The organism is Pacificimonas aurantium (assembly GCF_020092905.1).
Taxonomy (GTDB): Bacteria; Pseudomonadota; Alphaproteobacteria; order Sphingomonadales; family Sphingomonadaceae; genus Pacificimonas; species Pacificimonas aurantium.
Genome location: NZ_JAGSGB010000002.1, coordinates 1,116,722 through 1,139,359, shown reverse-complemented (window position 1 = coordinate 1,139,359; position 22,638 = coordinate 1,116,722). Strand labels below are relative to the sequence as shown.

The 22,638-nt window shown below is 60.5% G+C and carries 18 protein-coding genes; 15 read left to right on the top strand and 3 right to left on the bottom strand.

Annotated elements, in window-relative coordinates; translation table 11 throughout:
* Positions 1–59: 59 nt before the first annotated feature.
* Genes KCN53_RS12180 through KCN53_RS12170 form a run of 3 tightly spaced genes read right to left on the bottom strand, consistent with a single transcriptional unit; the run spans position 60 to position 2,126 of the window.
* Positions 60–1,046, bottom strand: coding sequence for a GTP pyrophosphokinase (locus tag KCN53_RS12180; RefSeq protein WP_088712195.1), 987 nt, complete (start codon positions 1,044–1,046; stop codon positions 60–62).
* Positions 1,043–1,573 carry a nucleoid-associated protein gene (locus tag KCN53_RS12175; RefSeq protein WP_143712209.1) on the bottom strand — a complete coding sequence of 177 codons (531 nt, stop codon included), beginning with the start codon at positions 1,571–1,573 and terminating at the stop codon, positions 1,043–1,045. The genes KCN53_RS12180 and KCN53_RS12175 overlap by 4 nt, the downstream gene beginning before the upstream one ends.
* The gene (locus KCN53_RS12170; protein ID WP_143712210.1) at positions 1,512–2,126 is read right to left on the bottom strand and encodes a hypothetical protein; all 615 of its coding nucleotides are present in this window, start codon (positions 2,124–2,126) and stop codon (positions 1,512–1,514) included. Before KCN53_RS12170 ends, KCN53_RS12175 begins: the two co-directional genes overlap by 62 nt.
* A gap of 389 nt (positions 2,127–2,515) precedes the next feature.
* Between KCN53_RS12170 and trbB the strand changes: the two genes are divergently transcribed.
* The 15 genes from trbB (at position 2,516) to KCN53_RS12095 (ending at position 22,617) form a co-directional block, all read left to right on the top strand.
* The gene (trbB, locus tag KCN53_RS12165) at positions 2,516–3,520 is read left to right on the top strand and encodes a P-type conjugative transfer ATPase TrbB (RefSeq protein ID WP_088712198.1); all 1,005 of its coding nucleotides are present in this window, start codon (positions 2,516–2,518) and stop codon (positions 3,518–3,520) included.
* On the top strand, positions 3,517–3,849 hold the full coding sequence (locus KCN53_RS12160; protein WP_088712199.1) for a TrbC/VirB2 family protein: 333 nt from the start codon (positions 3,517–3,519) through the stop codon (positions 3,847–3,849). The genes trbB and KCN53_RS12160 overlap by 4 nt, the downstream gene beginning before the upstream one ends.
* Positions 3,849–4,130, top strand: coding sequence for a VirB3 family type IV secretion system protein (locus tag KCN53_RS12155; protein WP_088712200.1), 282 nt, complete (start codon positions 3,849–3,851; stop codon positions 4,128–4,130). Before KCN53_RS12160 ends, KCN53_RS12155 begins: the two co-directional genes overlap by 1 nt.
* Positions 4,131–4,140: 10 nt before the next feature.
* A complete protein-coding gene (trbE, locus tag KCN53_RS12150) occupies positions 4,141–6,633 on the top strand; it encodes a conjugal transfer protein TrbE (protein ID WP_088712201.1) in 2,493 nt (830 codons plus the stop codon).
* A complete protein-coding gene (trbJ, locus tag KCN53_RS12145) occupies positions 6,630–7,412 on the top strand; it encodes a P-type conjugative transfer protein TrbJ (protein ID WP_088712202.1) in 783 nt (260 codons plus the stop codon). Before trbE ends, trbJ begins: the two co-directional genes overlap by 4 nt.
* Positions 7,413–7,432: 20 nt before the next feature.
* Positions 7,433–7,717 (top strand): putative entry exclusion protein TrbK-alt, encoded by a 285-nt coding sequence (gene trbK-alt, locus KCN53_RS12140; RefSeq protein WP_088712203.1) that lies wholly within the window; start codon positions 7,433–7,435, stop codon positions 7,715–7,717.
* 6 nt (positions 7,718–7,723) lie between these two features.
* Positions 7,724–9,088 (top strand): P-type conjugative transfer protein TrbL, encoded by a 1,365-nt coding sequence (gene trbL / locus KCN53_RS12135; RefSeq protein WP_088712204.1) that lies wholly within the window; start codon positions 7,724–7,726, stop codon positions 9,086–9,088.
* Between the two features lie 2 nt (positions 9,089–9,090).
* Positions 9,091–9,774 carry a conjugal transfer protein TrbF gene (gene trbF / locus KCN53_RS12130; protein ID WP_431768022.1) on the top strand — a complete coding sequence of 228 codons (684 nt, stop codon included), beginning with the start codon at positions 9,091–9,093 and terminating at the stop codon, positions 9,772–9,774.
* On the top strand, positions 9,771–10,787 hold the full coding sequence (gene trbG, locus KCN53_RS12125; protein ID WP_088712206.1) for a P-type conjugative transfer protein TrbG: 1,017 nt from the start codon (positions 9,771–9,773) through the stop codon (positions 10,785–10,787). Before trbF ends, trbG begins: the two co-directional genes overlap by 4 nt.
* Positions 10,788–10,822: 35 nt before the next feature.
* Entirely contained in the window at positions 10,823–11,923 is a 1,101-nt protein-coding gene (locus tag KCN53_RS12120; protein ID WP_172406304.1) for a TrbI/VirB10 family protein, read from the top strand.
* Positions 11,924–11,925: 2 nt separating this feature from the next.
* Positions 11,926–12,156, top strand: coding sequence for a DUF2274 domain-containing protein (locus KCN53_RS12115; RefSeq protein ID WP_088712208.1), 231 nt, complete (start codon positions 11,926–11,928; stop codon positions 12,154–12,156).
* A gap of 129 nt (positions 12,157–12,285) precedes the next feature.
* Positions 12,286–13,200 (top strand): WYL domain-containing protein, encoded by a 915-nt coding sequence (locus KCN53_RS12110; RefSeq protein WP_317988423.1) that lies wholly within the window; start codon positions 12,286–12,288, stop codon positions 13,198–13,200.
* Positions 13,193–16,060 carry an SNF2-related protein gene (locus tag KCN53_RS12105; protein WP_088712210.1) on the top strand — a complete coding sequence of 956 codons (2,868 nt, stop codon included), beginning with the start codon at positions 13,193–13,195 and terminating at the stop codon, positions 16,058–16,060. The genes KCN53_RS12110 and KCN53_RS12105 overlap by 8 nt, the downstream gene beginning before the upstream one ends.
* A 29-nt stretch (positions 16,061–16,089) precedes the next feature.
* Positions 16,090–19,359, top strand: coding sequence for a DNA methyltransferase (locus tag KCN53_RS12100; RefSeq protein WP_088712211.1), 3,270 nt, complete (start codon positions 16,090–16,092; stop codon positions 19,357–19,359).
* Positions 19,360–19,362: 3 nt separating this feature from the next.
* Positions 19,363–22,617, top strand: a complete 3,255-nt coding sequence (locus tag KCN53_RS12095) for a DEAD/DEAH box helicase family protein (protein WP_088712212.1) — start codon at positions 19,363–19,365, stop codon at positions 22,615–22,617.
* The last annotated feature ends 21 nt before the right edge of the window (positions 22,618–22,638 follow it).

Genomic DNA, 22,638 nt, shown 5'->3' with positions numbered 1-22,638 from the left:
CCGACAGCTTCCGACCCAATTTTCGGCTCTCGCTTTAACGCCTCGGACTACTTTGGTGGCTACTGCGGGAGGGCCAAGCCAAGGTCGGAGTATATCGGCCCCAGTTCCTCATCGGTCAGCAAACCGGGCGAGGTGGCGATGCTCGGGAAATTGCCCACCACGAAATAGAGCAACAAGATTGAGGGCAAAGCGAACAGGGTCTGGTCCTCTCGTCGGCCCTTGATGCGTTCCATGATGAACCCCTTGGTGTTCAGCCAAAGGAGGATGTCGTCAATCGAGCTCTCGTCGGCCAATGGGAGGTACGCGTCGATCAGCTCGCCGTCCAGAGCGGTGACAGTCGCGTCCGCTCCGGTCTTATCTCGATAATACACGGACAAGGCCTCGATCAGCGCCCTGACGCCCTTGACTGATGCGTCGATGAGACTGCCGACTTGGCGGAAGTAGTCGTCAGTCGCTTCGATCAACGCCATCGCCTTTGCCGCAGCCCGCATCATCTCGGGCGTCGATTTGACGCTCGGCTTGTAGATCGTGTCGTGGGTGACTTCGCTGAATGCGTGCTGCAGCAGCGTGCGGACCTGGATCTCGCACGGAATGTCCAGCGGTATAGGGAGGCCCTCGAAGACGATCCCCGTTTTTGCCCGAACCACGTAGTGGACCGACTGGTACCCGAACTCCCAAGGCTTACGGTCTCGCTCTTCGGCGAAGTCCCGCGCCTTTTCCCAGAACCAGTACTTGTCGCCGAATTCGGTGATCGCCTTCTCGACGATGGGTATTTCGTCCGAGGTGAGCACGACGAAGCGAATACCCACCTTGTCCTCGATGTCGTCATACGGGTTGGCATAGCCTTTGCCACGATAGAGTGCCTTCTGGATGAGCGACTTGCTCTCCTTCAGCCTGTGCTTAACTGGAAGGCGCAAGAAAAGATCCGGCGCCTCCACCTGAGTCGAGAGCCCGTCGATGACCGTGTGGACGATGAACCTGCCCCAGGCATCGTAGTGCTGCTGCTCCGCCTCCCAGCGCCGCAGGATCTCGAACTCGGTCGTCATAGTTGTTCGACGACTGGCCTGCGGACCGTGATCTTGGTCCAGCTTGCAGCCACGCCCTCGGAAGCATCGCCGGGCGGTACATCCTCGATTGTCACTGTGCCATTTCGTATCGCGTCCGGGGATGCCGAAAACTCGATGTCTGGACCGAACTTGTACTTCCGGCGCCGCAACCTGCCACCCATCTCGCTGATGTCCCGAACCACGGCTCTATTGGTTGGGAATTTCTTGGCTTCAAGGAACTTGTTAAACGGGTCGCGCAATTCGGGCGGCAGATAGGTCTCGCCGAACTGTTGTGAGGTGAACGTGGGCGCCTGATCCACCTTAACGAAGGCGAACAGCGCGTCGCTCAGGTCCCTTCGAAGATCTCGGTCATTTACTGATGTGCGAACGAATTCCTTCGTGAGATCAAAGAATTTCGCAGTTTCGTATTTCCCGTTCTCAGGAAAGGCGCAGCCAAGAAAGCCATCATAGAAATATACGGCTGCATTCTCTCGCCGAGCGGGCCGTGATATTACTGTCAAAAACAAAGCATCTCCAAATTGTGCTCGCCGTAACAGCGACGTCATCAGAGATGAACAGGGCGAGCTTGTAAAGTCTCGTGGCTGGAGTAAGAAAGATGTTCTCAAGGAATTCGGTCACAACTTTTGCTGCAGCCGATCGGCGCTGAAAGCCGGACTGCATCTCCGCTTTAATCACCCCGACGAAGGGCTTTGCGTCGCCACCGACTTTACCATCAAAGACCAGAAGCATTCCCCCGGGAATCCCTCGTGATTTCTGTGCATCAGCGAGGGCATCGGCCATGTGATTGGAGACGTCGGGGAAATCGGTGTCGGTTGCGAGAACAAGACGTCGAGCCGTTCCAACCACGCTCGCATCCTCGGTCTTCACTATCCGCATCTCTATGCTCTTGGACTGTGCTGAGAGCGCGTCAGTGATGCGCATTCCAAAGTGACTGAGAGCCTTGGCATCCAGAATTTCGAGCTCATTGCCATAGGATGGCGGCACTACATTGGGCCCGTCTTTCCTCTGGAAGACCTCGTGCATAACAACTCGACCGATAGAAAGATTCTCTACAAGCACACTCGATCCCCCCTGCAAAATATTGAAGAATACTATTCCGAGCGAGTTAAGGAAGGATACCAGAACAAATCAAGAACACAAGAGCCGCGGTCGCAGCGATAACGAGCGGACCGTCGGGAGGGGGCACGCTAATCGGCTCCGTTCTGCGGGGGCTGGCGCCTGTCGAAACCGCATTCTATCGTGAGGCGCGTTCGCGCCTTGGCTAAGCTCCACGTGCATCGAGTCCGTGTAGCTACAGGATCCAGTCGACCGTACCCTACGCTTTTTCCTGTATTTGCACGCTAGGCTACGACGCCGCCAAGCAGGTGTTGAATCGGCCCTGTTTCGGGTTCTTTTAATCGTCCCCGTCGGGACAGGATCGTCTTGTCTCCGGCCAGAACGGGGACACAATGGCGGCCTCCTACCACAATAGCGAAGGACACGCTCGCAGCTCACGCATGCTGCGCACCGCGCTCGGGGGCGCCATCACCCGGCTTCTCGATGACCCCGGCGTGGTCGAGGTCATGCTGAACCCGGATGGTCGCATCTGGGTCGATCGTCTCTCCGAAGGTCTTGCCGACACCACAGAACGCCTCTCGCCCGCCGATGGCGAACGCATCATCCGCCTGGTCGCCCATCATGTCGGCGCGGAAGTTCATGCCGGAGCGCCGCGCGTCTCGGCCGAGCTGCCCGATAGCGGCGAGCGCTTTGAAGGTCTGCTGCCGCCTGTGGTGACGGCACCGGCTTTTGCCATCCGCAAGCCCGCCGTCGCGGTGTTCACCCTCGATGATTACGTCGCTGCCGGGATCATGACAGCGCTCCAGGCCGAAGCGCTGCGCGTTGGGGTTGCCGAGCGGGCCAATATCCTAGTCGCAGGCGGCACCTCGACCGGCAAAACGACGCTGACCAATGCGCTGCTCGCTGAAATGGCGCGGACGTCGGATCGCGTTGTGATCATCGAAGATACGCGCGAGCTGCAATGTGCCGCGCCCAATCTTGTCGCCATGCGCACCAAGGACGATGTCGCTTCGCTGTCCGATCTGGTGCGCTCATCGTTGCGCCTGCGGCCTGACCGGATCCCCGTTGGCGAGGTGCGCGGCGCCGAAGCGCTCGAACTGCTCAAGGCCTGGGGTACGGGCCATCCCGGTGGCGTTGGTACCATCCATGCCGGAAGCGCCATCGGCGCGCTGCGGCGCATGGAGCAGCTGATCCAGGAGGCGGTGGTCACCGTTCCGCGTGCGCTGATCGCCGAAACCATCGACCTCGTCGCGGTCCTGTCTGGCCGTGGCTCAGCGCGCCGCCTCGCGGAACTCTCGCGCATCGAGGGCCTCGGCCCGGACGGGGACTATCGCGTCGTGCCGGCCTGCGAGCCTTCCGCCGCCCATCCCGAAATCCTTGAGGAGCCTCAAGCATGACCCATGCCTTGCGCACCCTTCGTCGCCATTTGTCGCTTGCCGGCTCCGTCATCGTGCTCAGCATGATGATGGCGCCTGCAGCCCATGCTTCCGGTTCATCGATGCCCTGGGAAGCACCGCTTCAGAGCATTCTGGAATCGATCGAAGGTCCGGTCGCCAAGATCATCGCGGTGATCATCATCATCGTTACCGGTCTCACCCTGGCCTTCGGCGATACGGCGGGCGGCTTTCGGCGGCTGATCCAGATCGTTTTCGGCCTGTCGATCGCCTTTGCCGCCAGTTCCTTCTTCCTCAGCTTCTTCTCATTCGGCGGCGGAGCGATGATCTGATGGCGGTGGGTCTCGAACAGCTTGGCGAGGTGCCGGGCTTCATGGTCCCGGTCCATCGCGCCCTGACCGAACATATTCTGCTCGGCGGTGCGCCGCGTTCGATCGCCATCATGAACGGCACGCTTGCCGGAGCGGTCGGTCTCGGTCTGCGCCTCTGGCTGGTCGGTCTTGCTATCTGGGCAATCGGACATTTCGCCGCGGTCTGGGCGGCCAAGCGCGACCCGCTTTTCGTGGAAGTCGGTCGGCGCCATCTGCGCATCCCACCCTTTCTGGCGGTGTGAGGGCGGAGGCATGATGAACCTCGCCGAATATCGCAGCCGCAACGCCAGACTGGCCGACTATCTGCCCTGGGCGGCATTGGCCGCTCCCGGCGTGGTGCTGAACAAGGATGGTTCGTTTCAGCGCAGCGCAAAGTTCCGCGGCCCTGATCTGGATTCGGCCGTGGCGGCCGAACTGGTCGCGGTCGCCGGTCGCATCAACAATGCCTTCCGCCGACTGGGTTCGGGCTGGAGCATATTCGTCGAAGCGCAGCGCTTCGAAGCCGCGACCTATCCTGAAAGTCTCTTTCCCGATGCCGCGTCTGCCTTGGTCGACGCCGAGCGAGAGGCCGGGTTCGAGGAAGCCGGGGCGCACTTCGTGTCCAGCTACTTTCTGACCTTCCTCTGGCTGCCGCCGGCGGAAGACGCCGCTCGCGCTGAAACCTGGCTCTACGAGGGACGCGAGCAGTCTGGTGTAAATCCTCACGAATTGCTGCGCGGCTTCATCGATCGCACCGACCGGATACTGGCGCTGCTCGACGGGTTCATGCCCGAGTGCCGCTGGCTCGATGACGCCGAGACGCTGACCTTCCTTCACTCGACCGTTTCGACGAGCCGCCACCGCGTGCGCGTGCCCGAGACGCCGATCTATCTCGACGCGCTTCTCGCGGATCAGCCTCTCGCAGGAGGGCTGGAGCCGCGTTTGGGTGACCAGTATCTGCGGGTCCTCACCATCATCGGATTTCCGAGCGCAACAACCCCGGGTCTTCTCGATGAAATGAATCGGCTGGCGTTTCCCTATCGCTGGAGTACCCGCGCCATCCTGCTCGACAAGCTGGAGGCGACGCGGCTGCTGACCAGGATCCGCCGCCAGTGGTTTGCCAAACGCAAATCCATCGCCGCGATCCTCAAGGAAGTCATGACCAACGAGGCGTCCGCTCTGGTGGACACCGATGCGGCCAACAAGGCCGCCGATGCCGACCTGGCCTTACAAGAACTCGGCGCCGATACCGCAGGCATGGCCTATGTCACGGCCAGTGTCGCGGTCTGGGATACCGATCCGCGCATCGCCGACGAAAAGCTGCGACTGGTCGAGAAGGTCATTCAGGGCCGCGACTTCAATACCATGACCGAGACCGTCAATGCGGTCGATGCCTGGCTCGGAAGCTTGGCCGGACATGCATACGCCAATGTCCGGCAGCCACCGATATCGACGCTCAATCTTGCCCACATGATCCCGCTGTCGGCCGTGTGGGCGGGGCCGGAACGGAACGAACACCTCGCAGCGCCCCCTTTGCTTTACGGCAAGACCGAGGGATCGACGCCGTTCCGGCTTTCCCTTCATATCGGCGATGTGGGCCATACCCTGGTCGTCGGCCCGACCGGCGCGGGAAAGTCAGTGTTGCTGGCGCTGATGGCGCTGCAGTTCCGTCGCTACGCGCGTAGCCAGATTTTCGCCTTCGACTTCGGCGGTTCGATCCGCGCCGCCGCGCTCGCCATGGGCGGTGACTGGCATGATCTCGGCGGCGGGCTGACCGAGGGGTCGGATGCTTCGGTCTCGCTGCAACCGCTCGCCCGCATCGACGAGTCGCACGAACGCTCCTGGGCCGCCGATTGGATCGGCGCGATCCTGCTGCGCGAAGGTGTCGCCATCACGCCCGAGATCAAGGAGCATATCTGGACGGCACTGACCTCGCTCGCCTCGGCGCCCGTCGACGAACGCACCATCACCGGGCTCGCGGTGCTGCTGCAATCCAGCGATCTCAAACAGGCGCTGCGACCGTACTGCGTGGGCGGCCCCTATGGGCGATTGCTCGATGCTGAAACCGAACATCTCGGTTCCGCCGATGTCCAGGCGTTCGAGATCGAGGGTCTGGTCGGCACAGGCGCGGCGCCGGCCGTCTTGTCATACCTCTTCCACCGCATTGGTGACAGGCTCGATGGCCGCCCGACACTGCTCATCATCGATGAGGGTTGGCTAGCGCTGGACGATGAGGGGTTTGCCGGCCAGCTGCGCGAATGGCTGAAGACGCTGAGGAAGAAGAACGCCTCGGTCATCTTTGCCACGCAGTCGCTATCGGACATTGACGGCAGCGCGATCGCGCCTGCCATCATCGAAAGCTGCCCGACGCGGCTGCTCTTGCCCAATGAGCGGGCCATCGAACCGCAGATTACCGCGATCTATCGCCGCTTTGGATTGAACGACCGGCAGATCGAGATCCTGGCGCGGGCTACGCCCAAGCGGGATTACTATTGCCAGTCGCGGCGCGGCAATCGGCTGTTTGAGCTGGGACTGAGCGAAGTCGGGCTCGCGCTCTGCGCCGCATCCTCCAAATCCGATCAGACCGCCATCGCGGGCATCCATGCCGAGCATGGAAGCGATACCTTTCTTGAGGCGTGGCTGCGTCATCGCGGCGTCGATTGGGCCGCTGACCTCATTCCCGATCTCACCAATCTCGCAAGCCGGCCGGAATTGACGGAGCCCGCCGTGCTTGGTGGCGCGCCAGAAAAGGAGACCCACCCATGATCCGTATCCCCATTGCCCGTTTCGCGAGGACGTCGCTTCTGGCATTTGCGCTCGCCGTGCCGGTCGCGCTTGCGCCCATCGCATCGAGCCCGGCTCATGCCCAGTTCGGGTTCGGGCGCATCGTCTATGATCCGACGAATTATGCGCAGAACGTTCTGACCGCCGCGCGTACGCTCGAGCAGATCAACAATCAGATCACCTCGCTTCAGAACGAAGCGCAGATGCTCATCAATCAGGCCCGCAACCTCGCCAGCCTGCCATATTCCGCGCTCCAGCAGCTTCAGCAAAACGTGCAGCGCACCCAGCAGCTTCTGGGCCAAGCGCAGAACATCGCGTTCGAGGTCGGCCAGATCGATCAGGCGTTCGAGCAGCAATACGGCCAGATCTCGCTCTCTGCTACCGATCAGCAGCTGATCGCGGATGCGCGCACGCGCTGGGGAAACACCGTGGGCGGCCTGCAGGATGCGATGCGCGTCCAGGCCGGCGTGGTCGGCAATATCGACACCAACCGCGCTGAAATGGCCACCCTCGTTGGTCAGAGCCAGAATGCCAGCGGAGCGTTACAGGCAACGCAGGCCGGCAATCAGCTTCTCGCGCTGCAGTCGCAGCAGCTTTCCGATCTGGTCGCGCTGTTATCGGCCAATGGCCGGTCCGAAGCGCTGATCGAGGCCGAGCGCGCCACTGCCGCCGAGCAGGGGCGTGTCCAGCGCGAGCGCTTCCTCACGCCGGGTTCGGGTTATCAGCCTGGCAATGCGCAAATGTTCGGCAGCGGCAATTAAGACGCTGGGGAGGGGTGGCCATGGACAGCAAAATGCTGGTCCGGCTTGGCGCGGTGATATTCGTCGCCATCGCGATTACCGCCACGGTGATCGAGCTGACGCGGCAGGAGGATACCACGCGCGTCAGCTCCGTGCCGCAGCTTCAGCCCTCGGCGAACCCTTTGCAGGCGATGCTCCGCCGCTGCCAGGGACTTGGCGAAGCCGCCACCCGTGATCCCGATTGCCTGTCGGCATGGGCTGAATCTCGCGACCGCTTTTTGGGCAACACGCCGGCGCCCGCCGCGCCGCAACCGGGCGAGAGATAGCGATCCATGGGCGGAACCGGCGTCATCGACAATTTCCTGGGGGTCTTCACCAGCTACATCGATTCCGGTTTCGGTCTGCTTGGCGGCGAGGTCGCTTTCATCGCCACCACCCTGATCGTCATCGATGTGACGCTGGCGGCCCTGTTCTGGAGCTGGGGCGCCGATGACGACATCATCGCGCGCCTCGTCAAGAAAACGCTGTTCGTCGGCGTCTTCGCTTATCTCATCGGGAACTGGAACAACCTGGCGAAGATCATTTTCGAGAGCTTTGCCGGGCTCGGGCTGCAAGCCTCGGGCACCGGCTTTTCCGCCGCCGATCTCATGCGGCCCGGCCGTGTGGCGCAGACCGGGCTCGACGCCGGCCGCCCGCTGCTCGAATCCATCTCCGGCTTGATGGGTTACTGGTCCTTCTTCGAGAACTTCATCCAGATTGCCTGCCTGTTTTTCGCCTGGGCGCTGGTGCTGCTCGCCTTCTTCATCCTCGCCGTCCAGCTCTTCGTCACGCTGATCGAGTTCAAGCTGACGACCCTCGCTGGCTTCGTTCTCATTCCCTTCGGACTCTTCGGCAAGACGGCCTTCATGGCCGAGCGTGTGCTCGGCAATGTCGTTTCCTCGGGCATCAAGGTGCTGGTGCTTGCTGTTATCATCGGCATTGGCTCGACCCTGTTCGGTCAATTCACCGCGGGCTTTGGCGGCGCCATGCCGACCATTGACGATGCCATGGCAATCGTCTTGGCGGCGCTGTCACTGCTTGGGCTCGGCATTTTCGGACCCGGCATTGCGTCGGGGCTCGTTTCGGGCGGGCCGCAACTGGGCGCAGGATCGGCCGTCGGCACCGGCCTTGCCGCCGGCGGCATGATGGTCGCCGGAGGCGCTGCCACAGGCATGGCGGCGAAAGGCGGCCTTGCAGCGCTTTCCGGTGGAGCCGCCGCTGTCCGGGGCGGTGCGGCCGCCGCGGGCGCTGCCACATCCGCCTATAGCCTTGGCTCGTTCGGTCAGACTGGTGCGGCCGGGGTGGCGTCCGGTGTCGGCGGCGTCGCCCGGGCAGCAGGGTCGGCCGCCATATCGCCGTTGAAAAACGCCGTCTCCAGGGCTTCGCAAAGCGTGAAGTCCAGCTTCTCCGACGGTGCGCGTGCCGGTCTCGGTCTGACCGGAGGCTCATCCTCCACGGGCGGTGTCGGGGGTGCGAGTGTCACTCCAGGGGCAGCAGGGTCGTCCTCGCCGGCCGGTGGCCCGCCCGCTTGGGCGCGGCGGATGCAGCGGCGGCAGGCGCTCAGCCACGGCACCACCATGACCGCCCATGCCGTCCGCTCCGGCGACAGCCATGGCGGCGGCTCTTCCGTCTCCGTCTCCGAAAGTGACCGATCATGAGCTTGTTTAAACGCCCGGCCGCCCATTACGGCAAATGCCCCGAGCCTGAGACACCCTATCAGAAGGCCGCCCAGGTCTGGGACGAGCGCATCGGCTCGGCCCGCGTCCAGGCGCGCAACTGGCGCTATATGGCATTCGGCTCCCTGATCCTTACCGCTGGATTTGCCGCGGCTCTCGTCTGGCAATCGGCGCGCGGGACCGTGGTGCCCTGGGTGGTGCAGGTCGATAATCTCGGCCAGGCGCAAGCGGTCGCGCCGGCCCAGGCCGACTATCGGCCGACCGATTCTCAAATCGCCTGGCACCTCGGCCGCTTCATCGAGCAGGTCCGCTCGATTCCGGCCGATCCGATCATTGTGCGGCAGAATTGGCTGCGCGCCTATGAATGGACGACCGATCGCGGAGCGGCGGCTTTGAACGATTATGCCCGTGCCAACGATCCGTTCGCCCGTGTCGGGCGCCAGCAGATCGCCGTTGAGGTGTCCTCGGTTATCCGGGCCTCACCGGATTCCTTCCGCGTCGCCTGGATCGAGCGGCATTATGAAAACGGTCAGCTCTCCACCACCGAGCGTTGGACTGCGATCCTCACCATCGTGATCCAGACACCGCGCGATGCCGAACGCCTGCGTGCCAATCCGCTTGGCATCTATGTCAACGCCATCAGTTGGTCGCGGGAGATGAGCCAATGATCTCCGCCATCCGTACATCCGCAGGTCCGGCTTTCCGCAAACCCGTATCGGTAGCTTTACTGCTCGGCACGACCCTGCTCGCGGGCTGTGCCACAAACCGAACGTCGCAGTTCAGCTACGACGCTGACGTGCCGCCGCTGCCGGCAGTCCAGGCCTCTATTGCCGATGATCGGCCGCGACCGCTGCATACGCCCCCTGGCTGGACCGTTGCGCGCGGCGGAGAACCTGCGAGCACCGCGGCCGGCCGCGTTGAAAATGCCAACGCTGCCGCGCGCGTCGAGCCGCGCCGTGCGGGTTATTACAATGCCATCCAGATTTATCCGTGGTCACAGGGCGCGCTCTATCAGGTCTATGCAGCACCGGGGCAGATCACCGATATCGCGCTCGAACCAGGCGAAAGCCTGACCGGCGCGGGGCCGATCGCGGCCGGTGACACCGCCCGCTGGATTATTGGCGATACGACGAGCGGGTCGGGCAATGCCGCGCAGGTGCATATTCTGGTCAAGCCGACGCGGCCGGAAATTTCGACCAATCTGGTCATCACCACCGACCGGCGCACTTATATGATTGAACTGCGGGCTCGCGAGGCGCTCTATATGCCGGCGGTGGCCTGGGCCTATCCGGCGCCACCACCCGGGCAGCGGCAAAGTACGCCTGCCGCGCCGATCATCCCCAAGGAAGCCGCGCGTAACTACCGCTATGGTCTGACCGGCGACAGCCCGCCATGGCGTCCTATCTCGGTCTTCGATGATGGCCGCCGCGTCTATGTCGTTTTCCCGCGCGGCATCGTGCAGGGCGAGATGCCGCCGATCTTTGTTCTTGGGGCCGATGGCGAGCCGCAGATCGTCAACAGCCGCGTCCACCACAATATCCTGATCGTCGATCACCTGTTCGGTGCGGCCGAGCTTCGCCTTGGCAGCGGTGATCGCCAGCAGACGGTCCGGATCGTCCGCATCGAGCAAAGGCAAGCTGCGGCATCGTCCTCTTCTGCGACCGGAGGCGCCCCGTCATGACGGAAGCCACTACTCCCAAGGACGCCGCAGCTCCAATGCGGCTGCGCGCGGAGCCGCCCCGGGTCACCCGCCTATCCCGCAGGATGCTCGCCGCTATCGGCGGTATCGTACTTCTCGGCATTGGCGGTGCGCTCATCTACGCGCTGCAGACGCGCGATGCCGAGCCTGGAGGCGAAGAGCTTTATTCTGTCGAGAACCGTCCGACGGCAGACGGGCTATCCGGACTGCCGCGCGATTATACCGGCCCGGTTCTTGGATCGCCCTTGCCGGGCGATCTCGGCGGTCCGATCCTCGATGCCCAGAACCGGGGGCAGCCGGTCGCGCCGCCTGCAATCACAGCGCCAGCCGTCGATCCCGAGGAGCAGCGCCGTTTGGCTGAAAAAGAAGCCGCTCGCACCAGTCGTGTGTTCTTTCAGGCCGCTCCTGCAACTGGAGCCACACCGAGTGCGGCTGCATCCAGCCTTGCCGGCCTCGATCTTGGGGGGCTGCCTGCCGCACAGGACAGACACACCGCTTTCCTCAATGAGCCCGTCGATCGGCAGACAGTCGCCCTCGATCGCGTCATGGCACCTGCATCGCCCTACATCCTTCAGGCGGGAGCCGTGATTCCGGCGGCGATGATCACTGGTATTCGTTCCGATCTGCCAGGACAGATCACCGCCCAGGTGACCCAGAATGTCTATGACAGCCCGACCGGTAGCCTGCTTCTGATCCCGCAGGGCACCCGCATCATCGGTGAATACGATGACGGCGTGACTTTCGGTCAACGGCGCGTGTTGCTGGCGTGGAACAGGCTGATCTTCCCCAATGGCCATTCGATCGTGCTGGAGCGTCAGCCCGGCGCGGACGCTTCGGGCTATGCCGGACTTGAAGACGGCGTCGACTATCATTGGTGGGATCTGATGAAGGCCGCCGGGCTCTCGACATTGCTCGGCATCGGAACCGAGCTCGCGACCAGCGACGAGGACCGACTGATCCGCGCCATCCGTGACGGCGCGCAGGACACCATCAATCAGGCTGGGCAGCAGATCATCCAGCGACAATTGCAGGTCGAGCCAACGCTCACCATCCGCCCGGGTTTCCCGGTTCGGGTAATCGTCACCCGCGACCTCGTGCTCGAGCCCTACAGGAGCTGATCATGGCGAAGTTGAAACTGGGTCCCATCGTCGAGGACAAACCCGTTAAGGTGACAGTGGCGCTGCCCGGGCCGCTCCATCGGGATCTGGCCGCTTATGCCGAAGTGCTGGCCCGCGAGAGCGGTCAAGCCGCGGCGGATCCGGTGAAGCTGATTGTGCCGATGCTCGAGCGGTTCATTGCCACGGATCGCGGCTTTGCCCGGGCTAGAAGGGGCTCCGCAACCACGTCCTGATCCGCGCGATCTGAAGCGGCCACCGACATTCGCCATCTCTCGTAGATTGACCTGCCCTCCAGATGGGGATAATAACTTAACGGGTCACGTCGATATTCCCATCGAGTCTCTGTTGCTATCGACTTTGGGATGCTTGCGATGCCGGGGGGCAAAACGGTGCTGAAATGGGGCGTAGAGCGCCGGCTCGAATTCATTGAGTTTCGTCTTTATTGGGAAGGCGGGGTCAACCGATCCGATATCGTCGAGGCCTTTGACGTGTCGGTGCCGCAGGCATCGAAAGACCTGACGCTTTATCAGGAACGCGCACCGCACAATGCCGTCTACGACAAAAGCGCCAAACGGTACGTGGCGAGCGAGGCGTTCCAGCCGTGCTTTTTAAGGCCTGACGCCGCCCATTATCTCACGCAGCTGCGATCTGTCGCCGAAGGCATATTGCCGGCTGCAGCGTCGTGGATCGCGCATTTTCCGCCTTATAGTGGCCCACCTGTACCCGCGCGGGATGTCACGAACGAAACGCTACGGACCGTTCTCGGCGCCATTCGCGATAATCTCGCCATCGAGATCAAATATCAGTCGCTTTCGCGGCCGGAGCCGCGCTGGCGCTGGATCGCGCCGCACGCCATCGGTTTTGATGGCTTTCGTTGGCACGCGCGGGCCTTCTGCCAGATCGACCAAACCTACAAGGATTTCCTCCTCGCTCGGTTTGTCGAAACGCGTGGTTCCAAACCCAGTGGGGTTGAGCCCGACGCCGACACCGATTGGAACGAGGAAATCACGTTGGAGGTCGGACCGCATCCCGAACTGTCCGATACACAGCAGAGGGTTGTCGCCCTCGACTACGGAATGCGCGGCGGGAAAGCCAAGATCCCGGTCCGGAAGGCGCTTCTCTACTACGCGCTCAAGCGCCTGGGTCTGGATACAGACCCTGCTGCGAGACGGCCCCAGGACCAGCAGATCGTACTTCTGAACAGAAGTTTGATCGAAGCAGCTCACCCTTCCCTTAGCCGTACCTGGAACGAGGATGCGAGCGCTATCAATGAGTGAGGGGACCAATTTTGTAACAGACTACCACGCGAAACTTTTCGCCTATGAGCTGAGTAGGCGACATTCGGTCGGAGACGCCGAGAAGCTTGCGGGCGCCCTTCTCGATGCGCAAGTGGACCTTAATCCGCATCAGGTGGAAGCCGCCCTGTTTGCATTTAAGTCACCGCTCTCGAAAGGAGCCATCCTCGCTGACGAGGTTGGCCTCGGCAAAACCATCGAGGCGGGGCTGGTCTTGGCGCAGAAATGGACAGAAGGCAGGCGCAGGATCCTTGTCATCACTCCGGCAAATCTGCGCAAGCAGTGGTCGCAGGAGATTGAGGAAAAGTTCTTTCTGCCAACCGTAATCCTGGAGGCCAAGAACTATAATAGAATGGCCAAGGAAGGGGCTCGCCGGCCATTCGAGCAGAAGAAGCTCGTCATCTGCTCGCTCCAGTTCGCCGCGCGGCATGCCGAAGAGTTGATGGTCATCCCGTGGGACCTGGTAGTCATTGATGAAGCTCACCGGCTCAGAAATGTTTATAGGCCGGATAACCGGATCGGCCGAGCACTGAAGGGCGCGCTTGCAAATGTTCCGAAGGTACTTCTGACTGCGACCCCGCTTCAGAACTCACTGATGGAGTTGTACGGTCTCGTCAGCCTGATCGATGACTACACGTTTGGCGATGCGAAGAGCTTCAGATCCCAATATGCGCGTTTGACCGGTGACGGCCAGTTTGAAGAATTGAAGCATCGCCTTCAGCCCGTTTGCCACCGGACTCTGCGCCGACAGGTGCTGGAATACATCCGCTACACCAATCGGATCCCCATCACTCAAGAGTTCGCTCCAAGCGAGGCGGAACAATCGCTCTACGACATGGTTTCTGACTACCTTCGGCGACCATCTCTGCAGGCACTGCCGTCTAGCCAACGGACGCTGATGACCCTGATCATGCGCAAGCTGTTGGCTTCTTCCACGTTCGCCATTGCGGGCGCCCTCGACTCCCTAGCCCGGAAGCTGGAACGCCAGCTCAAGGATGACACGAACCTTCGGGAGAAGCTCGAAGAAGAGCTGTCCGAGGACTACGAGGAATACGAAGAGGTTGCCGACGAATGGTCGGACAGCGACGAGGAGCCAGAGCTCCTTACGGCTGAAGATATTGCGGTCATCCGGCAGGAAATCGCTGACCTTCGCGAGTTTCGAGACCTTGCTGTTTCAATCTCCGAGAATGCCAAAGGGCAGGCGCTGGTGAGCGCATTGAAAGCCGGCTTCGCCAAGACGCAAGAGCTTGGTGCAGCACAGAAGGCCATCATATTCACGGAGTCGCGCCGGACGCAGGAGTATCTCGTACGCTTGCTTTCGGAAAATGGGTACGCCGACAAGCTTGTGCTTTTTAACGGCTCCAACAGCGATCCTCACTCGAAAGCTATTTACGAAAATTGGTTGCGGAAGCACGCGGGGACTGATCGTGTCACTGGTTCCCGCGCCGCCGACATTCGCGCCGCACTGGTGGAATATTTCCGCGAGCAAGCGTCAATCATGATCGCAACCGAGGCTGCGGCCGAAGGTATCAACCTGCAATTCTGTTCCATCGTCGTGAACTACGACCTGCCGTGGAATCCGCAGCGAATTGAGCAACGGATCGGACGCTGTCATCGGTATGGCCAGCTTTACGATGTTGTCGTGATTAACTTCCTCAACAAGAACAATGCGGCCGATCAGCGTGTCTACGAGCTGTTGGCTGAGAAGTTTCAGCTGTTCTCCGGGGTATTCGGCGCTTCGGACGAGGTGCTCGGAGCCGTTGAATCTGGCGTCGAGTTCGAGAGGCGGATCGTTTCCATCTACCAAAACTGCCGATCCACGGAGGAGATCGAGGCTGAGTTCGAGCGCCTACGCGCCGAGATGGACGAGAACATCAATGCTGCCATGGAAGATACGCGTCGCAAGTTGCTGGAGAACTTCGATGCCGAGGTCCACGACCGCCTCAAATTCAATCTGGACAAGAGCAGAGAATATATCGGGCGATACGAACGAATGTTGTGGGGCGTTACCCAGCATGAGCTGCGACAGCACGCCAATTTCGATGACGAATACCTCACCTTCACCTTGAAGCGCGTGCCTGACGGCTTGGACGTCCCGACCGGGGGCTACGGCATCGCCAAGAATGGCTTAAGCGAGCACAGATACCGTTTGGCGCACCCACTCGCACAGCACGTGATTGCGAGGGCACGTGAGCGCGATCTGAACGGTGCAAACATCGTTTTCGATTACTCCGGATGGCCAGCCAAGGCAGTCAGCATCGAGCCGTTGGTGGGGCAGTCAGGCATCCTCGCCGCTCGCTGCCTCAGCTTTTCCGGGTTTGACGAACAGGACCACATCCTGTTCGTGGCCAAGACGGATGACGGGCGTGATATTGATCCCAGCATTGTTCGGCGTCTGTTCGAGATGCCCTGCCGACAAGCCCATGGCGAAAGCAGGGACGAGCGGGCGCTGTTGGAATCCATACTGGTACAACGCGAACAGGACCTTATCGAGTCGCTGAAACGGCAGAACGCCCATTGGTTTTCCGAGGAAAGTCGGAAGCTGGAAAAATGGGCCGAGGACAAGGTGTTTGCCGCCGAAAAGGAATTGCAGGACGCGAAGGCGCGGATTCTTGAGCTCAAGCGCGAAGCGCGAACAGCCGAATCTCCCGAGCAGCAGCATCGCATCCAGACGCAGATCCAGGAGCTGGAAAAGTCCAAGCGCCGGCTGCGCCAGCGAATCTTTGAGGTGGAGGACGAGATCATCGAGGAACGAGATCAGATGATCTCCGACCTGGAAGCCCGCCTTAAACAAGACATCAGCAAACAAGAGCTCTTCACCGTCCGCTGGGCGGTGGTGTGAGCCAACAGAACGCAGGAGAAACCCGTCACATGCCGAACGTCGAGAAACAACGAGAACGTCTGATCAGCCTGCTGAAGGAGCTGTTCCAGCTCGACCAGCCGGACCTGGACTTCGGCTTCTATCGCATCATGCATGCGAAGGCCGGTCAGGTGACCAAGTTTCTCGAGGAAGATCTGCTTGGCATCATCCGCAACGCCTTCGGCGAGGCGGACGGCGCCCGTGTCGAGAAAGCGAAGGCTGCCTACGAGGCCGCGCGCAAGCAGGCCGAGGATTTCGGCGCACCCGATCCGGATGCCGCGCCGAAAGTGAAGGAAGCCAAGGCCGCCTGGGACGCGGCCAAGGACAGCGGCAGCAACGAGGGCGACGTCTACGACCACCTCTACCGCTTCTTCGAGCGCTACTACGACAACGGCGATTTCATAAGCCGCCGCTACTTCGCGCGCGAGACGGACGGCAAGGCGGCCCCCTACGCCGTTCCCTATGACGGGCGCGAGGTCTATCTGCACTGGGCAAACCGCGATCAGTACTACATCAAGACATCCGAGTACCTGACCAACTTCACCTTCGATCCGACGCAGGCGAAGGAATTCAAGGGCAAGCACGGCGCGCTGTTCGAACAGAAGCCGCTTAAGGTCCATTGCCGGATCGTCTCGGCGTCCGAGGGTGAGCACAACAACGTCAAGGCGTCCGAGCAGACCGAACGCTACTTCATCATCCACGAGCCGGAGCCGGTGAAGATCGTGACGGGCGACACCGGCGAGCCGGAGCTGGTGATCCAGTTCCAGTACCGCCCGGACCCCGAAAAGACCGGCCAGGAAGGCACCTGGCGCAAGAAGCGCCTCGCCGAGGCGGCCGACAAGGTGAAGGCACTGCTGCCCAAGCTGGAGGGCGCGGACGATTATGTGACCGCGCTGATGACCCCGGCGCCGACCGAGGCCGAGAAGGACCGGACGCTGCTGGAGAAGTACCTGGCCCAGTACACGGGCCGGAACACGATGGACTACTTCATCCACAAGGATCTGGGCGGGTTCCTGCGGCGCGAGCTGGATTTCTACATCAAGAACGAGGTCATGCGGCTGGACGACATCGAGTCTGCCGATGCCCCGCTCGTGGAGGTCTACCTGGCCAAGGTCAAGGTGCTACGCCGAATTGCGCAGCACCTGATCGACTTCCTGGCCCAGCTCGAAGACTTCCAGAAACGCCTTTGGCTGAAGAAGAAGTTCGTCGTCGACGCCCAGTACTGCATCACGCTCGACCGCATCCCAGAGGAGTTCTATCCGGAGATCGCCGCGAACAAGGCACAGCGGGAAGAGTGGTCATCGATCTGCGATTTCCCGAAGAGCAATTCTCTTCCCAAGAGATCTGACGCTCAGGCCAGAAACCTAGTCTTGGACACTGCTTACTTCTCCGCCCCTTTCGTCGAGAAATTGGTCTCCAAAATCGACGTATCTTCTGAGGCGCTCGATGGCCTTCTGGTCAACTCAGAGAACAGTGATGGCCTGAACATCATTCGCCGTTCAACGACCGAAGGTGTGAAGTCTATCTATATTGATCCGCCCTTCAACACTGGAGATGACGGCTTCGTCTACAAAGACAACTATCCACATTCGAGTTGGCTATCATTGATTCGAACTCGCCTAACCCAAGCATTGCCACTCCTGGATCAATCGGGAGCTTTCTCGATAAGTATTGGGCCAGAAGAGATTGGATCTCTTCGATTCCTCTGCGATGATATATTCGGTGAGACAAATCGCCTTCCACTTGTAACCGTCAAGCGCGGCAGTGTCACAGGGCATAAGGTTATCAATCCCGGCGTGGTCACGATCTCTGACTATCTTCTAACCTATGCGAAGAAAAAGAAGTCCTGGATCGGTAATGACGTCTACTCCGAACGAGAGAGGGACGTTCGATACAATCAATTCATCCGAAATCGCGCGGAGAGCCATACAGAATGGAGCTTTTGTTCCCTGCTTGATGCCTTCTCTGAACACGTCGGGGTCGAAAAGAGGCAGCTCAGGAAGCACTTCGGCGATGAACTCGAGTCCGAGATAGTAGACTTTGTCAGCGAGAACGCGGATGCAGTTGTTCAAACGGTGACAGTTGATCGTGCCGGCGTTGGAGCCGATTTTCTTGTTGCCGTTGATCGCTCAGCAGACGAGCCAGGCGTTGTTCACTTGCATGCTCGAACCGGAAACCCGGATGTATATCTCCTCGGCGGAAAGAAGATAATTTTCTATGCCGATAAGCTGCAAACAATCGGGGATCGGCGCGTCACTGCTGAGCGTGCCTCTGATATCTGGCTCGATGTTCTGCCAAATGATCTTCACAATGAAGGCGGCGTCGAGTTGAAGAAAGGCAAGAAACCTGAGGCGCTTCTTGCTCGGATTATTGAGATGAGTACGAATAAATCAGACGTGGTGCTCGATTTCTTTCTGGGCAGCGGAACTGCCTCTGCGACTGCACAAAAGATGGGTCGGAAGTGGATTGGGATTGAGGCAGCCGCTTACTTTCGAGAGAAATCGCTCGCGCGGATGAAGCAGACCTTGGCGGGTGATGCGCGAGGCGTAAGCAAGATGTTTAATTGGAAGGGAGGTGGCGCCTTCAAATACTTGCGCCTCGAGACATATGAGGACGCGCTAAACAATCTCGCTTTCAGGTGGTCACCGACCGCTTTTGAGGCATCACGGGACTTCGCACGCGACTACATGCTCCGCTACTGGCTCGACTTCGAGACCAAGGGCAGCCCGTCGCTCCTGAACATCGAATGGTTCGACGATCCGACTGCCTACAAACTGAAGATCAAGAAGCCCGGCACGGACGAGTATGTCGAGAAGGCCGTGGACCTGGTCGAGACGTTCAATTGGCTGATCGGCCTGCATGTCGAGCATCTGGACCGCTGGCGCGGCTATGACGCCGCGTTCAAACGCGAGGTCGATCCCGAGCTGCCGGAGGACACGAACACGCGGCTGATGCTGGACGGCGCGCTGAAGGAGACGGACGACGGCGCCTGGCGCTTCCGCAAGGTCGAGGGCTACACCCTGCGCACCCCCGGCGATCACAACGACCGGGAGAAGGCGCTGGTTGTCTGGCGCAAGCTGACCGGCGATCTCGAGCAGGACAACCTGATGCTGGACGAGTGGTTCCGGAAGTACCGCCTCTCCGCGCAGGACACCGAGTTCGACGTGATCTACGTGAACGGCTCCAACAACCTGCCCAATCTCCGCAAGGACGAGGAGACCTGGAAGGTGCGCCTGATCGAGGAGGCGTTCCATCAGGCGATGTGGGACGTGGAGGGCTGAGCGATGGCGAGAAAGCCCAAATCCAAGGTCAAGCCGCTCCCCTTCGGCCACAAGCTGGTGCTGAACCAGTGGATCGTCAGCCTGTTCGGCTTCGATCCGCTGAAGGACCACAAGGACGGCAAGCGCACCCTGCGGCCGGTGCAGCCGCTGGCCAAGACGGTGAAGGATGCGCCCGAGGGCATGACGTCCGAGAACCTGCACCACTTCTACAAGGCGCTGGACGTCCATCTGCAGGCGGGCGCCGAGATCACGCATGCCGACCTGTTGCGCTACGAGCACAACATCGTCAGCCACACGCTGGCGATCAACGAGAAGCGCGACCGGCCGATCGTCTGGAAGTACTACCAGTGGCTCTCGCTGCTGTTCGCCGAGATCTATCTCGACCGGTTCTTCGCCGACCGCGCCGCGCTGCTAGATGCGCTGAATGAGTACGTCGATGCCTTCGACACGTACTGGACCGACGAAGGATACGAGACGGGGATCACGCCCTACGAGATCGATGACCTGAACAAGCTCTGCCTGCAGAACGCCACTGGCTCGGGGAAGACGCTGCTGATGCACGTCAACTTCCTGCAATTCAGGCATTACGCCTCGAAGTCGCCACTCAAGCACGACCTGACGCGGACGGTATTGATCACGCCGAACGAGCAGCTTTCCCTGCAGCACGCGCGTGAGATGAAGGGCAGCAACATTGTCGCGTCACGCCTGCTGACGGACAGCGGCGACCTGCTGTCCTCGGGGAAGAACGGGCTGCGTCAGGTGGACTTCACCGAGGTGACCAAACTCGGGGAGACCGACGGACCCAACGTCATCGCGACGCGCAATCTGGGCGATCAGAACCTGCTGCTTGTCGACGAAGCGCATCGCGGCATGGGAAGCCAGGAAGAGCGCGGCTGGTTCCGGAGCCGCGCCCGCCTGTCGGAGAAGGGTTTTGTTTTCGAGTACTCGGCGACGCTGAAGGAGGCTGTCACTGCCGCGAAGCGTCCCGATATCGAAGCGTCCTACGCGAAGACGATCCTGTTCGACTATTCGTACCGGTACTTTTACGAGGACGGCTATGGCAAGGACTACCGCATCTTCAACCTTCCGAGGACTTTCTCTCAGCTCGAGTTCTCGTACCTAACTGCCTGCCTTCTGAGCTTCTATCAGCAGCTGAAGCTTTACGAAGACAAGCAGGGCATTTATGCGCCCTACAACATCGAGAAACCGCTTTGGGTTTTCGTCGGTTCCAGCGTGACCAAGGCCACCGGATCCAAGGCCGAGAAGGCCACGGTTTCCGACGTAGGCAAGATCCTTGCCTTCATCGCGAAGTTCTTGAAGAGCGAGGGTACATCGGCCGCCGAAATCGAGCGGATCCTCACCGGTAACGCTCAGGAGACCGGTCTTCTCGACGAGAACGGCGGCGACATTTTCGCCGGCGGTTTCGTCTACCTGCAGCAGCTCATGCTTCGGGAGGGCTGGAAGCCCGGCGACCTGTTCCGCGACATCCTCGAAAAGCTCTTTCAGAACAGGGCCGGTGGTGAGTTGTCGATTGCCCGGATCAAGGGCGACGAGAACGAGATCATGCTGCGTGTCGGTCAGGCCGAAAAGCCTTTCGGGCTCATCAACGTCGGCGACGCATCCGGCTTGGCGACCCATATCGCTGAGCAGGAGTTCGACAACGTCGCGGTCCTGGAATCCGAGTTTGCCGAGACCATGTTCGGGCAAATCAACCTGTCCAGTTCCCCGGTCAATCTGCTCATCGGTTCCAAACGCTTTGTCGAGGGCTGGGATTGCTGGCGCGTCAGCACCCTTGGTCTCATGCATGTCGGCAAGAGCGAAGGCGCGCAGATCATCCAGCTTTTCGGGCGCGGCGTTCGGCTAAAGGGGCATGACTGGTCGCTCCAGCGCAGCGGCTTCGCCACCCCGACCTATCAACCGGAGCTCATCCAGTACGTCGAGACACTGAATGTCTTCGGGATCGAGGCTGACTTCATGGAGCGATTCCGAAAGTTTCTCGAAGAAGAAGAGCTGCCTCGCAACGATCAGAAGCAGGTCTTCACAGTTCCGCTGACGGTCACGTACGACTTCGGGCAACGCCTCAAGGTGTTGCGCCCCCGAAAGAAGCGCGGTGACGGTCGCGAGTACGATTTCAAGAGGGATGGCGCTGTGCCGGCCCTGACGTTGGTCCCGGCAAAGATACGCCAAAAGGGCGTCACGATAGATTGGTATCCCCGCATCCAGTCTCTCGAGTCCAAGAAGGGCAGCAGGCTGGGCACCAAGGAGGAGACCGTTTTCGAAGATGGCCACCTGGACTTCTTGGACTACGACGATCTTTTCTTCCGTCTTGAGAAATTCAAGCGTGAGCGCACCTGGCACAATCTCAACATTTCCAAGTCCATGATCAGGGCACTGCTCACTGACCGGACCTGGTACAAGGTCGTCGTGCCTTCGGGGAAGATGGAGTTCTCGGATTTTGGGAACGTCGCGCTCTGGCAGGAGATGGCGGCGGAGCTGCTGCAGAAATTCTCTGAAGAATACTACAACTACTGCAAGGCAGCCTTTATTGAGCCACGTCTTGAACTCCGTGAGATCGAAGCCGGTGACGGAAGCCTGCCTGAAGCGGAGGAATACCAGCTAATCGTCGATGCCAGCGAAACCGCGCTCATCAACGACATCCAGAACCTCACCGGCGAGATATCGGCTCGAAAAGCCGGGGTGTTGCGTGCTGGCGACTTGAAAGGCTGCCTGTTTGGCACGCATCTCTACGAGCCCGTGCTTCATGCGGCCAAGGGAAGCAAAATCCAGATCGCGCCGGTTTCATTGAATGAGAGCGAATTCCAGTTCTTGGATGATCTGCGCCTTTTCATTGAAAAGGATCAAGCACGGCTGGCGGCGGAGGGAATTGAACTCTTCTTGCTTCGCAACGAAAGCCGCGGGCGCGGGGTGGGCTTCTTTGAGGCAGGAAATTTCTATCCCGACTTCCTTCTATGGCTGGTGAAGGACGGCAGACAGCACTTGGCTTTCGTCGAGCCTCATGGCCTCCAGCATGAAGGCCCTGGCCACAAGAAGGTTGAATTCCATCGTGTCATCAAGGACATCCAGGCAAGGCTGACTAGCGAGAATGTTGTTCTGAACAGCTTCATTGTCACGCCCACACGCTTTGGCAAGCTGAATTGGGGCAAGACGATCCAGGAGCTGGAGGCCATGCATGTGCTATTCATGGAGGATCAACGTGACATATACATCGCATCAATCATCCAAAAAATGGCGGCATAATTAAACTATCCAACTTCGCCA